The following is a 12390-nucleotide window of genomic DNA, read 5'->3' as shown; positions in this document are numbered from 1 at the left end:
TTATTGAGAAGAGGACAAAACGGATCTAGGGGTTCCGTCTAATTCATGCCATTTTTTCTTTACAGGCTTCGCTGTTAAATGAAAACTGGCATTTCACCTCACCACCTCGACGCCCAAGCCACAATGGAATAAAGTAGACAGTCACATCAATCGGGAGATGTTCAACATGTTTTACCATGGACAAAACAATTACGTTGAGCAGCCATGTCAATTTGGAGGGGTACCAAAGCTTTCTAAAGCAACACCCAATGGCTATGAAACACCGAAGATGCTGAGTTATTAATTTCACAATGGTTCTTTGCCCAATCCAATGTATTAGTCACCTGCACACAGAAAGGTCATCACCTCTAAGGATGATGACCTTTCTGTGTATATAAAATTAAAAATATTTTTAAAATTAATTTCATCCAAAAGGTTTATGTTTAAAATGGAAGGGTAAAACTACAATTGGACAGATATTGATACTTCGATTAATAATTCGATACCCACCTCGAGCAATTCCCCAAGACAAGGATATAATCAAAAGAATTAGGGCTATTGCACCTAGTTCTTATTTTTTGGAAGTGGGTGTTCTTCTTGGAGATTACACAATATATAGGACGAAGGCTCAGATACCATCGAAGGACACAGGACATTACCATTCAAGAACTGAGCAAGGCAACCGGACTCTCAATCAACTTTATCTCGTCATTAGAAAGAGGTAAAACAAATGCCTCTATTAACAAGGTCGACATTATCGTCAAAGCCCTAAATATTTACTGGGTGGATATCTTGCCACCCAGAGAGACATAATTTCCAATTTACAATTGGAAATTATTCAATTAAAAAGTCTTATTTTCACTACTTTTAACCGTAATATAAATGGGAAATTATGAATATTGCTCGTGTGGGATACACTGAAGTAGAATGGGAACTAATGTTTCCAAGTCAAAATTCAGGATGTGTTTCATACGTGATATTCCACATCGAACGTACTGGTTGCAGAAACCAAGAAAAACCTTTGGATCGTGCTTACGAAATCAAAGGGAAATGGTATGTTGAACTTGATGACCTATCTGAACTGGTCGGAATTATTGAGCAGTTTAGCGAAGCCGTGATCATCAAGCAACATTACCTCCATTCAAACAGCGAAGGTATCTCCTCCATCCTCATACAGGATAAGGAATGCGATTGCTGCTCGTAAGTTTAGCAGGGAGAGCCCATCTCCCTGCTTCTTTATTAGACACAACTACTATTACCCTACTTTATAGATCCTCAAACCCTACTCACCCAATTTCAGTATGTTTTCTACTCTTTTGGATCAGCGTTCCACCGAAATACTTCACCATGAACTAGGATGATGCCAAAACATCGTTGGAAGAGCTCCAGCACCTATACCAAGAACCCCCCCACTGGACACGGAGAATACATGGAAGGTGACGATCTCAAGAAATCATTGGATTATCTCGTCGCTCACTTTAATGAAATCGCCCTTCCGTGACCAAAAAAAACGCCATTCCAGGAATGGCGTTTTCTTCTTTACATCACGATGATCAGGGCAATCAGCGCCAGTATAGCTGGCATCCCCTGTTTCACAATGATCCCCTTATTGGAAGTGAACCCGCCAAACAACGCAGCGATCACCACGCAAATCACAAAGAACAGTTGGACCATATAGCCTGTCGATGTGCTTCCAAGAATTAATCCCCAGATAAGCCCTGCAGCAAGAAATCCATTGTACAGGCCCTGATTGGCGAACATCGTTGCCACATTGGGATCCCCTTGGAGATGCTCCGGCAGATTGAAAGCCCGTTTGGCCATCTTTGATCGGATAAAGAACATTTCGAGGATCATGATGAACAGATGCTCGATCGCCACGATCCCTACTAATATAATTGCTATGATTTCCACAATAATCTCTCCTCTACTCGTACATCCCTTAATAGTATGTTCAACAGTTGTTCTTGACAAGCGGGGAGACACGGAAAAGTTGCAGACCAGAATGTGATTTTCAACTTTTCTACATTCATTGAGTAGGTAATCCGGAAGAATAAAATGACAAAGGTTGGATGCAGAAAATAATATGTTCTACTATTACTGAATCAAACTGATAGATGTTATCCTACCTTTTTTGCTCCTCTTTTAAAAATCGCTGTGTTGACCTTATAAGGGAGTGACTTGTAGCCGTATAAAGGCTCGCGCTCAGTGCTTTATATTTAGTTCGTTAACATTCATCTAGAAAATTGATCACTCGCTTGATGACAAGCTTCGTCGCGTCGTCATCGTAAGACGGTAAACAACTCTCTGTGAAGAGATGTTCATTTCCTTCATATAAAAATAGTTCAGCATTATTGGTTGATTCAACAAGCTCACGGGCCGCATCAATGTCACCATCTTCAACAAAAAAAGGATCTTCAGTCATTGCGTGAATTTGAACCGGTACGTTTTTGGGCCACTCGGAATCGAATACCGAGGGCGGAAGGCAGGCATGGAAAAACAGTGCACCTCTTGCGCCTTCACGGGTTTGAGCGAGCTGCTGTGCAGCCGGGACACCTAATGAAAAACCTGCATAAACAATATCATTTGGAAGTTCGTTAGCCACCTGAACGCCGCGCGCCGACACTTCTCCAAATCCAATCCCCTTCACGAATTCCAAGCCCTCTTCCAGCGTAGAAAAAATGCGGCCATCAAATAAATCTGGCACATGAACAATATGTCCTGCATCTCTCAATCGATCCGCTATTGCTTCAATTCCCTTTGTTCGGCCTAAAACATGATGGAACATTAAAACCTCTGCCATCTTCTTTTCCTCCTGCCAATTAAGTTTCATATCTATAAAATTCAACGATAAGACTCTTATACCTTCATACATTATAAGATACATGTGATCATTCTGCTTTAGTATCATTCATTGAAACACCATTTAATGGCCTATACACTCACTTTGTATAGTTTATTTTGACCACAGGATAGGGCATCTCTTGATTCACTCATAATCTAGGATCGACCGGATCGGCATTGCTTGCGAGTGTACCGAGGGCGCACTCGTGTATGCGTTCGAGGCTCTCCCCGTCAACGAAGCGCCTGATGCCTTCAAGGCCGAGGGCGAACTGCCGGAGGGCAAGCTTTTGTTTCTTGGACACATTCCGTTTTCTTAGGCGGTCCAGGTTTTCGGGCTCCGTATAATCCATGCCGTAGATGATATGGAGATACTTCTGTCCTCTCACCTTGATGGCAGGCTGGACGAGCTTACCTTTCGACCGCGCTATGAAGGTTTCCGGCTTGATGACGATGCCTTCATGTCCGTCCGCTGTCATCTTGAGCCACCAATCGATCACGTCCTGCTCCGATGCTTCATCGTCGATCACCTTGAACTCCGTCTCCACGAAGAGGGGACTGAGGCGTGCGAACTCCCGGTTCTTCTCCATATGCCATGTATGAGGCTGATCGAAGAACGTTTCCCCGCTGTGGGCGAGCACGTGGAACGGGGCGATCTGGATATCGTCGAGGGTTTCTACGTCCCAGCAGTAGGTTTCATACACATTCTTGAACACGCCGGCATGATGGAGCTTTTCTTCATACTCCGTGAGCCAGGCGTTGATCCCTTCATGCTCACCTAATGCGGCTGCGAGCTTCTTCGTCAGCCTCCCCCGGTCCATGAGCGCCTGCTCCGACACGTGGGCGTATTGTCGATGGATCAGTTCCTTCGCCTTCAGGTTCCACGGCATGATCTCGGCATCGAGGAGCACATAGTCGGTCTCGTACCGCGAGAAATATCCACCCTTCTCGAGATCTTCATGAAGGGCATGAAGGACACGATCCTCCACCTCTTCCTGGAAGAAACGCCTACCCGTCCGCGTGTACATGACGCCTAAGGTTCGTCTTCCTATGACACGCTCCCCGACTTCCTCGTCCTTGAATAAGAGCACGATCCCCCTGCTGCCCATATGCTTCTTCTCGGCCACCATCCGGTTGATGCCGAGACTCCGGTAGTAGTCGATGGCGTCCTGCGGGTGTTCGAGGAACCCGTCGACCGTCGATGCTTTCGGAGTCGGGCTCATGGTCGGCGGGATGTAGATGAGTTCCTCGACCGGGACCGTGAAATGGGAGACAGCGTCAATCGTCGGTATAATCTGCGCCTTCGGGATGGCCACTTCCCCGTATGTTTCCGTCTCCACGCTGTAGCCGTTCAAGAATCGGGCAATATTCGGCGGCTGAAGTAGCTTTTTCGCAAGCTCTTCCAGCGGATTCGAATCACTGCCTGAATAGTCCGTTTTCCCCTTCACTGACAGCAGTGTCCGCTCCGGATACCGGTAGGCCGTGAGCTCTCCTCCGAACACCACGCCTTGATCGATATTCAGGGTGTTGTTCATCATGAGGGGCTTAGGCTTCGGATCATGCCCCCATAGGATTAGAAGGCTGTTGTGATGATGAACCGTCCAATCCTTCCTCACCGGGCGCCCGTCTTCATGGAAGCCATCGGTATCACCGTACCGGCAGAAATCACTGATCGCATGGGACTGCTTCCCGATGAATTCATCCTTGATGCCGGCATGGGCACAGACTGCGACCGGTACCGCGTTTTGCTTCAACACAAGATGGGACGGGGCCCTTAATAGGAAGCTACGCCATGTTTCTTTCAGCTCATTGACCGCCTCTTCCCCGTGCTCCTCTTCGTATCGCTCAAGCGTTTCCGCGATCCACTCATCTCCGTGGCTCAATGTGACGTTTCTGCCGCCAAGATATCGCGCAATCTTCCATCCGTGATTGCTGTCGATCATATGGGCAAGCCCTCGCTCCACATGCCTGTGGAAAAAGGTCATGGTCTGAAAAGACTTCGGGCCACGGCTCATGATGTCGCCGAGGGAAAGGAATGTTCGCCCGTCTGGATGGATGTAGAATCCGTCTTCATTTTCTTCATAGCCGAGTTTCACGAGGAGCTCGATCAGTTCATCAAAGCATCCGTGGACGTCCCCGATGATGTCGACTCCATTTCCTACATCAAGTTCCAGCGGATTGCCTCCCCGGATCCACTCGACGGAATCAGAAGGACGGACCGTATAGACAGCGCGGTAGCCTTCTTTCTTCACGAAGCGCTTTTCCCTTTTGAAAATCTGGTACTGTTGCTTGATGCGGCGTTTCCCCCGGGGGGTGTCCCTGTGGACATCACGCTCAAGTAGTTGATCCTGATCGGCATCAAGGATGAGGGCCACGACGGGAATATGGTTCTCCTTCGCCATGGCGATGTAGCGCTTCCGGTCATCAGGATGCAGATGGGTGGCATCGACGAACGTCAGCTTGTTCATGCGGCAGCGTGCCCCGATCACGGCATCCATCATCCCGAACGCTTCCTTGGAGATCTGCTGGTACGTTTCATACAGCGTATCGGCTTCTTCCTTCGGCCTGTCCTTCCAGTCGATGAATTCCACGTCCCCGACGAGCTTCCTGAACTCATCGGAGCTCACGATTTCGGAGGGTAATAGAATGTCCTGCTCGACCAGTCCGCGAAGGAGCGTCGATTTGCCACTATTGGATGGCCCTATGAGAAGGACGATGCCGGCATGTGGGATCATGATCTTCATCATGATTCCTCCTTTCGTGTAAAAATGGCAAACTGTGTCGGCTGCCCGTGGGTGTCATGGTCATTACCGATTCCCTGATGGGTGATGTCATACGCCTGATCCCCGTTCATCTCCGAGCACCAGGTCTGGAACTCTTCCCGGGTCCATTCGAAGCGGTGATCGGGGTGGCGGTATCCTTCCCCCATGTCGTACACCCGGTTGTACTCGGCGTTTGGCGTCGTGATCAGGAGGGTGCGCGGTCTGTAGGCACCAAGGATCGTCTCCATGATCTTCGGCAGGCGGTGTTCATCGATATGCTCGATCACTTCGCACAGGATGATCACATCCTTATTTCGGAGGCGCTCATCATAATAGAATAGCGACCCCATCACGTTTGTCGGTTTCAAGAAACCCGGCTGACTTTCCGCTTTCTCGAAGCGCTTCAACGCCTTCAGAGTGGCCTGCTCCGAAGGCTCGACTGCGAGCACTTCCTCTATTCCGGGAACAAACCCGAGGCGTGTGGCCAGCTTTCCTTCCCCTGAGCCTATGTCGACCACGCTCGATTTCGTTTGTAGTCCTTTGACCACGTGGATGATCGACTCATACCGGGTCTCATTGAGTCTCGGTTTGGCCGGTTCCGACTTCCCTTTCCCTTCCTCGGGAAGAACATGGCGGTACACATCCTTGAAGCGAAGGGCCCGCTGCAGGATGAAGGAGCGTTTCGGGTGATCATCGAGCCACCCTTCCCCATATCTCTCAATCTTGTCGATTTCCTTTTCATCGATATAGTAGTGCTTGTACTGATCAAGGACCGGGATGAGGACGAACAGCTGCCTCAGTCCTAGTTGGAGGGTCGTTCTCCCTTTCAGTGTGATGAACCTGGCAGCTGGTTCCCCTTCGCTCCGGTCGATCCCCACGGCAAATCCAAGGGGCTCGAACAGCTCGGTGATCGCCCCGTCTGACAGGGAGGATGCGAGGGGGCCGAATTCGAATGTGAACGGAAAGGCATGATCCACCCACTCCGTGTAGGCTTCCTTCGGTTTGCCGTTCAGGGCCGTGCCGAGGGCTGAGCGCAGGAACGTACAGAAGATGCTGCTTACGGAAAATTCGCGGTCATTGATGTAGGAAGTGATGTCATACTTCTCCGAACCGTCCCTCGACAGTTCGATCGGGTCGGGCGTCACGAAGAAGGTCACTTCCACCTCATCCTCACTGAACGTGCTGAAGAACATCCTGACGAGATGCCCGTTCTGACTACGCTCGTAGAGGTTCGCCGGGTTCTTCGCAAGTAGATGGGAGATGACTCTCGCATCCTTATCTGCCGTATGGATCGTCAATTGCATGGGGATCCTTCCTTTCTACTGGGTTATTAATTCACTAGTATACCAGTTCAGGATGGAATAAGTTTCAATAATTGTTAAATATTCTTGCCAATTTTCATAGAAGGAGGTACAATCCAAATATACCTCGTAAAACGATGTGCATAGTAACACGATATATAAGGAGGAATGACGGTTGGACAAAGAAATTATGAAAGGCAGCATCGACATCCTGCTCCTATCCCTGATCAGCTCGGAGGATATGTACGGCTATCAGATCGTGAAGGCGCTGAAGGAAAACAGTGACGAGCTCTACAGCATGAGCGAAGGCACCCTCTATCCCGCCCTGAAGCGGTTGGAGAAAAAGGGATGGATCCGCTCCTACTGGCAGGAGCCTGATACGGGAGCGCGCCGGAAATACTACGCCGTCACCGAAGACGGGAAGGCAGAACTGAGCCGGAAGCTAAAAGAGTGGAACAACCTCAACACCTTAATCAACAGATGTTCGGAGGGAATCGCATGGATCAAACCATTGAAGACTACATCGACCGCATTGTAAACAAACTCGACATGGACGAGATCGACCGACTCGAGCTGAAAGAAGAAATGATGGGGCACATCGACCTGTTGAAAAGCGATTTCATTGCACAGGGACTTGATCCTGAAGAAGCGACCAAGGCGGCACTGCAAAGCTTCGGTCATGAAGAAACCTTGAAGGACGGGCTGAAGGAGTCGTATTCCCCTTTCAATAATGGCGTTCTTCTGTTCCTGAAGCTGGCCGGAGGTGCCTATGCCCTTGTGCTGGTTTGGGTACTGCTGCTTCAACGCATAGTGAATAACATGGTGGCCTACTTCTCCTCAACTCCTTTCTACTTCAATCGATACTTCTGGAGCCCAGAGAGGGCAGGATACTTCAATATGGACGCATGGATTCTTAATGCAAACATCATCCCGTTTCACAGCCTGTATGAATACACATCGAGATGGGGCCATTACAATGTCGATATCATTCTATCCAACACATTCGGCAACATCCTTCTCTATATCCCACTCGGATTCTTCCTGCCACTCCTTATCAAGAAGGGTGCGGGAATGTTGAAGGTGGTCAAGCAGTCAGCCATCCTTATCTTCCTTGTGAATCTGGCACAGTATGTGCTCCACTTAGGACGCTTTGATGTGGATGATGTGATCCTCGGTACGGTTGGTGCGGCGTTCGGGTATCTGATCTATCGCCCGTTCATGCAATGGTCGAAGGGGATGGCAAGTCGGCGGGTTGTGAAGGCGTAGATTTTACTTAAAGGACCCTAGTAGAGCACAAGTAGTCAATGGCATCATTCATTTCTACGGATTCTTATGTTTGAACACGCTATATAGATAGAAAAGGAGACCCATCCTGAACGAATTGGGTCTCCTTTTTCTATTATTGAATGTAATAATGGTCGGCCTTTTACTTCTGTTCCGATTGCACCAAAATCTTTACCTGATTCTTCTCCTTGATCAAGCTCTGGAAGCCTTCTTCGATGACGTCATCGAGAGGGATCCGTTTGGTGACGAGTTTGTCGGCAGAGAAGTAGCCTTTTTGCATGAGGGAAAGGACGGCCGGATACACGTCGCGGTAGCCGATGATGCCTTTGACGGTCCGTTCCTTGATGACGATGTCATTCGGCAGGATTTCCGCTCCCTGTTCCCAGATGGAGACGATGATCGTTTCGCCGCCGATCCCTGTTGACTGGATTGCCTGGCGAAGGACGACCGGTACCCCTGTCACTTCGAAGGATACATCGACACCCCCGCCGGTAAGGCGGCTGATTTCCGCCACGGTATCGTCCACTTCGGCCGGGTTGACGACAATCGCACCGAGTTCTTCTGCCTTGGCTTGTCTCTCAGGAGAAAGCTCGACGGCATAGATATCGGTCGCACCAGCGGCTTTCAATGCTTCGATCACAAGAAGCCCGATCGGCCCGCATCCGAACACCGCGACTTTATCCCCTGCCTTTACTTTACTTGAACGTACCGCGTATAGAGCCACAGCAGACGGTTCCACAAGTGCGCCCTGTTCGTAGGAAAGGTCATCAGGAAGCTTGAAGAGGAGCTCTTCATCGACAGCCACGTATTCACTCAAGCCGCCACCGCCGCCTGCAAGTCCGAGGAAGCCCATTTGCTCATCGAGGTTATAAGCCCCTTGGTGACCATGTGTGGCAAAGATCGGTTCCACGACGACGCGGTCGCCTACCTTATAATTGCTCACGCCTTCTCCGACTTCCACGACTTCACCGGAGAACTCATGCCCGAGGGTGACAGGCGCTTTTTCGCCCGTAAGAGGATGGGGCTCATCGACCGGTATGAAGATCGGTCCGCCCAAGTATTCATGAAGATCACTACCGCAGATTCCACACCATTTCACTTTCATTTTCACCTGACCGGCACCTGTCACCGGTTCTTCGATTTCTTCCAAACGAATGTCTTTCTGGTCATGCCATCTTAGTGCTTTCATCATGTGCCATCTCCTTCTATCTTGTCTACACCCTCAGTATACAACGAACGACACTTATGTTAAATTTAGTTAATATTAACGTTTGTTAAGCAGAACGTAACTAAAAAGAGGTTTATTATGACGATCGAACAGTTGAAGTACATTGTCGAAATCGGAAAAACCGGCTCCCTGAAGGCAGCGGCAGAACAACTCCATATCACCCTCCCTGCCCTCAGTCAGTCGATCAAACAGCTGGAAAAAGAACTCAACATCCCAATTTTCCATCGCTCAAGAAGGGGCTCGATCCCCACCGAGGAAGGACGCCGGCTCATCGAAAAGGCCCAGGTTGTCCTCTTGAAGCTCCAGGATTTCATGGATGAAGTCGAAACCTACACGGAAACCATGAACGGCGAGATCAAGGTCGCCACCTATCCCGGCCCCATGGAGATTCTCGTGCGCGTCATCACGGATCTGAAGCGGGAATACCCGAACGTCAAGGCGTCCGTTTATGAAAACAGTACCGAGTTCATCATCGACCGCGTCCTCGAAGGCGAAGTCGACGTAGGCTTCATCACCTATACGGAAAAAGAAGAAAAGCGATACCGCAATCTCGTTTTCAAAAAGCTCGTCGACGGTCATATGGTGGCAGCCGTCAACAAGCACTCCCCCCTTGCCAAGGAAACGCTCATCACCCAGGACATGCTCATCGGCCAACCCATCGTCCTGTACAATGACAAGTACATACAGGAATTCATGAAGGGCTTCAGCTCCCTCCCCTTCGATATCCTGTTCACCACCAACAACGTCGACACGATCCGACTCGCCCTCGAGACGAACACGGCCATCAACATCGGATTCGACTACGCCTTCCGCACCGACGCAGGATTATCCCGAAGCGACGAATACGTCCTCGTGAACTTCGCCCCGCCTTATTATAAGACGTATTCCTTCGGGTATTTTTATAACGCCAATAATGGATTGTCCCGGGTCATACGGGAGTTTTTGAAGCGGGTGCGGTCGGTGATCGTGGATTAGAAAGAGGTTAAGACAAAAATAGATACCATTGAATGACAAACACGATCAACTTGGTCCTTTATACCGCTAATGATTTCCGTGCAAGACTTCGCTTTCCGCGGGTAGCCCGTGAGCTTCCTCGGCAAGCCTGTGGGGTCTCACATCAGCTACCCTTCCCGCTGGAGCCTGCGTCTTGCACTCCAATCAACCGCTAGAAAGCATTTACATGATCAACAAACAAAATAATAAACCCGAACTATTTTTGCCTAATTTCATGCAAAGAAGTTCGGGTTTTATTATGACTAAAAACTTTTCTCCAGCCTCTTTTGATCCGCTCAGATGACCAACCCGAATCCACCTACCACTACAAGCATGAGGACGAAACGGATAAGTTGATGGCTGAACGTCACCTTTCCATTCATGAATTTCCCATTCAGGATGGCCCCGAGCTGAATCACAAGAAACCCTGCCGCCAGTAACGCCAGTGCCCCCAGGGTATTTGTGAAGAAGACGAGATAAACGGCCATGCATAAGCTTCCGGCCACGAACAGCACGGCGTTTTGAACCGGAATATCCCGCTTGAAGAGCTGGACCGATCCTGTTAAAAGGTGAAGAAGTGCGTAGAGAGATGCAATGACGATGAGTGTGATGAGCATAATGACCTCCATACTTTAAGTATTCGATCAATTCAACATCGTAACTATCATTCTATCTAAAACAAACCTTCCAAACCAACTATTTCCAAATAAAGAAATATATGATATATTTAGACTATCTGTAAATGAGACCAGCGGAGGATTCACTATGTGGATTATATTAGGACTTATCGCAATCGCAGCAACGGTATTAAATCTTTTCCTGTATTTCTCTGGAAAGGATCACAAACTCGCCATGGCGCTGGGGCTATCATTCACCGCATTGACGATGTGTGCAGAGTACAGTCTCGTCTCGCAGTGGGTAAAAGCGGGAGACTGGTCTGCCCTCGAGGATGTGGTACCCGGTATGGAAAAGGCCTTATGGGTTCTTGTCATTGTTTCCATCCTACTAAATACAGCACCTATGATTTTAGGCAGAGGTAAAAAATAAAATCGAATGTGGAAGAATTGCGCTACATTCGTCATAATAATTACGATAAATGGGTACTTGTGTTAATAAGGATAAACACAGAAGAGGAGGAATGCTATATGAGTTATTGGACGTGGCTCATCATCTGTATACCCATCATCGCCGGGGTCATCGCGGCAAATTCTTCAAGGAAGGGTAAACAATGAACGTCATTCGCCGACCATTGACTCTCATGCTATTGGCCATGCTTATCATCGGCGGGTGTTCGGAATCTGTCGATAAGCCAGAGGAAAAGGAAGAAAAAGAGGAAAAACAGACCGTCCTGCAATACGAAGGAAAGCCTTTGAGTATCGCCGTTGTCGGGGAAGACGGACCCGCAGAATTCCCCGGGGTCACCTATCACACCTACTCCATGCAGAACCTGGCAAACAAAGACCAACTGGAGTACAATGCCATCATTGTCATGAAAAGCGAATTTGAAGAAGCCGCAAAGAAAACCTTCACCCCTTTCTTCAACTCCGTCGACATTCCCGTCTTCTTCTCCGACGCAGATGACATCGGTCTGTGGGCCTTCACCCATGAAGAAATGACCCTTGATAGAGCCAAAAGAAACAGCGCCGGATTTATTCAGGGGTATTGGAACGGAACGGCTGAACGTGACTCAAAGGGTTGGAGCTATTACTTGCCAGATGATCCGACAGAAGCCGACCGGACAAAAGCTTGGGTTGGGGTGTTCGAGACGGTGGAATCGATCGTGGATTGATCCTGTAGGGGACAGACCATCAGTTCATAAAAGCAGGTGCAAGAATTCAACGATATTTAATAGAGGTGATCGGAATGTTTACTGAGGGTTTTTGGCTTGTCGTTATAGTGATACTGATTATTTTTAGTGTTTATGTGACGGTGAAATCGAATCGTTGAGAGGGTAAAAAAGGCTTGTATCCTTATCCAATTGTTTCTCAAATTTATTCATCATGAG

13 protein-coding genes are annotated in these 12390 nt (G+C 48.7%); 7 read left to right on the top strand and 6 right to left on the bottom strand.

From position 1 onward, the window contains the following. Positions 1 to 567: 567 nt before the first annotated feature. Both ABJ225_RS22360 and ABJ225_RS07870 read left to right on the top strand, forming a co-directional pair. Positions 568 to 792, top strand: coding sequence for a helix-turn-helix domain-containing protein (locus ABJ225_RS22360; RefSeq protein WP_353852441.1), 225 nt, complete (start codon positions 568 to 570; stop codon positions 790 to 792). Between the two features lie 208 nt (positions 793 to 1000). Then, complete coding sequence (locus ABJ225_RS07870; protein ID WP_197082280.1) at positions 1001 to 1183, top strand: hypothetical protein; 183 nt, start codon at positions 1001 to 1003, stop codon at positions 1181 to 1183. Positions 1184 to 1518: 335 nt separating this feature from the next. Here ABJ225_RS07870 and ABJ225_RS07865 read toward each other — a convergent pair whose 3' ends face one another. From ABJ225_RS07865 to ABJ225_RS07850, 4 genes are all read right to left on the bottom strand, one after another. Continuing rightward, positions 1519 to 1890 carry a DUF1304 domain-containing protein gene (locus ABJ225_RS07865; protein ID WP_048013704.1) on the bottom strand — a complete coding sequence of 124 codons (372 nt, stop codon included), beginning with the start codon at positions 1888 to 1890 and terminating at the stop codon, positions 1519 to 1521. A gap of 313 nt (positions 1891 to 2203) precedes the next feature. Then, complete coding sequence (locus ABJ225_RS07860) at positions 2204 to 2779, bottom strand: dienelactone hydrolase family protein (protein ID WP_218245536.1); 576 nt, start codon at positions 2777 to 2779, stop codon at positions 2204 to 2206. 190 nt (positions 2780 to 2969) lie between these two features. Next, positions 2970 to 5561, bottom strand: coding sequence for a polynucleotide kinase-phosphatase (locus ABJ225_RS07855; protein WP_347319389.1), 2592 nt, complete (start codon positions 5559 to 5561; stop codon positions 2970 to 2972). Beyond that, positions 5561 to 6883, bottom strand: a complete 1323-nt coding sequence (locus ABJ225_RS07850) for a methyltransferase domain-containing protein (protein ID WP_347319387.1) — start codon at positions 6881 to 6883, stop codon at positions 5561 to 5563. The genes ABJ225_RS07855 and ABJ225_RS07850 overlap by 1 nt, the downstream gene beginning before the upstream one ends. Before the next feature lie 172 nt (positions 6884 to 7055). Here ABJ225_RS07850 and ABJ225_RS07845 point away from each other — a divergent pair, with 172 nt between their 5' ends. Together ABJ225_RS07845 and ABJ225_RS07840 are read left to right on the top strand one after the other, a co-directional pair. Further along, positions 7056 to 7418, top strand: coding sequence for a PadR family transcriptional regulator (locus ABJ225_RS07845; RefSeq protein ID WP_347319385.1), 363 nt, complete (start codon positions 7056 to 7058; stop codon positions 7416 to 7418). Then, positions 7379 to 8146 carry a VanZ family protein gene (locus ABJ225_RS07840; RefSeq protein ID WP_347319383.1) on the top strand — a complete coding sequence of 256 codons (768 nt, stop codon included), beginning with the start codon at positions 7379 to 7381 and terminating at the stop codon, positions 8144 to 8146. Before ABJ225_RS07845 ends, ABJ225_RS07840 begins: the two co-directional genes overlap by 40 nt. Positions 8147 to 8306: 160 nt before the next feature. Here ABJ225_RS07840 and ABJ225_RS07835 read toward each other — a convergent pair whose 3' ends face one another. Next, positions 8307 to 9353 (bottom strand): 2,3-butanediol dehydrogenase, encoded by a 1047-nt coding sequence (locus tag ABJ225_RS07835; RefSeq protein WP_048005661.1) that lies wholly within the window; start codon positions 9351 to 9353, stop codon positions 8307 to 8309. Between the two features lie 117 nt (positions 9354 to 9470). Here ABJ225_RS07835 and ABJ225_RS07830 point away from each other — a divergent pair, with 117 nt between their 5' ends. Then, positions 9471 to 10367 carry a LysR family transcriptional regulator gene (locus tag ABJ225_RS07830; protein WP_218245531.1) on the top strand — a complete coding sequence of 299 codons (897 nt, stop codon included), beginning with the start codon at positions 9471 to 9473 and terminating at the stop codon, positions 10365 to 10367. A gap of 314 nt (positions 10368 to 10681) precedes the next feature. Here the strand turns inward: ABJ225_RS07830 and ABJ225_RS07825 are convergent, their stop codons facing one another. Further along, positions 10682 to 11002 (bottom strand): hypothetical protein, encoded by a 321-nt coding sequence (locus ABJ225_RS07825; protein WP_347319381.1) that lies wholly within the window; start codon positions 11000 to 11002, stop codon positions 10682 to 10684. A gap of 148 nt (positions 11003 to 11150) precedes the next feature. Here ABJ225_RS07825 and ABJ225_RS07820 point away from each other — a divergent pair, with 148 nt between their 5' ends. Together ABJ225_RS07820 and ABJ225_RS07815 are read left to right on the top strand one after the other, a co-directional pair. Beyond that, a complete protein-coding gene (locus ABJ225_RS07820; RefSeq protein ID WP_347319379.1) occupies positions 11151 to 11432 on the top strand; it encodes a hypothetical protein in 282 nt (93 codons plus the stop codon). Between the two features lie 181 nt (positions 11433 to 11613). After that, positions 11614 to 12174, top strand: a complete 561-nt coding sequence (locus ABJ225_RS07815) for a hypothetical protein (RefSeq protein ID WP_347319377.1) — start codon at positions 11614 to 11616, stop codon at positions 12172 to 12174. The last annotated feature ends 216 nt before the right edge of the window (positions 12175 to 12390 follow it).

Source organism: Rossellomorea sp. RS05, from assembly GCF_039822645.1.
In the GTDB taxonomy this organism is placed as follows: Bacteria; Bacillota; Bacilli; order Bacillales; family Bacillaceae_B; genus Rossellomorea; species Rossellomorea marisflavi_B.
The sequence above is the reverse complement of the archived record's forward strand: the minus strand, read 5'-3'. Positions and strand labels throughout refer to the sequence as shown.

Excerpts from the sequence above, each read along its gene's own strand:
- ABJ225_RS07860 (WP_218245536.1), bottom strand. The coding sequence starts at position 2,779 with ATGGCAGAGGTTTTAATGTTCCATCATGTTTTAGGCCGAACAAAGGGA.
- ABJ225_RS07855 (WP_347319389.1), bottom strand. The coding sequence starts at position 5,561 with ATGAAGATCATGATCCCACATGCCGGCATCGTCCTTCTCATAGGGCCA.
- ABJ225_RS07850 (WP_347319387.1), bottom strand. The coding sequence starts at position 6,883 with ATGCAATTGACGATCCATACGGCAGATAAGGATGCGAGAGTCATCTCC.
- ABJ225_RS07840 (WP_347319383.1), top strand. The coding sequence starts at position 7,379 with ATGGATCAAACCATTGAAGACTACATCGACCGCATTGTAAACAAACTC.
- ABJ225_RS07835 (WP_048005661.1), bottom strand. The coding sequence starts at position 9,353 with ATGAAAGCACTAAGATGGCATGACCAGAAAGACATTCGTTTGGAAGAA.
- ABJ225_RS07830 (WP_218245531.1), top strand. The coding sequence starts at position 9,471 with ATGACGATCGAACAGTTGAAGTACATTGTCGAAATCGGAAAAACCGGC.
- ABJ225_RS07825 (WP_347319381.1), bottom strand. The coding sequence starts at position 11,002 with ATGCTCATCACACTCATCGTCATTGCATCTCTCTACGCACTTCTTCAC.
- ABJ225_RS07820 (WP_347319379.1), top strand. The coding sequence starts at position 11,151 with ATGTGGATTATATTAGGACTTATCGCAATCGCAGCAACGGTATTAAAT.
- ABJ225_RS07815 (WP_347319377.1), top strand. The coding sequence starts at position 11,614 with ATGAACGTCATTCGCCGACCATTGACTCTCATGCTATTGGCCATGCTT.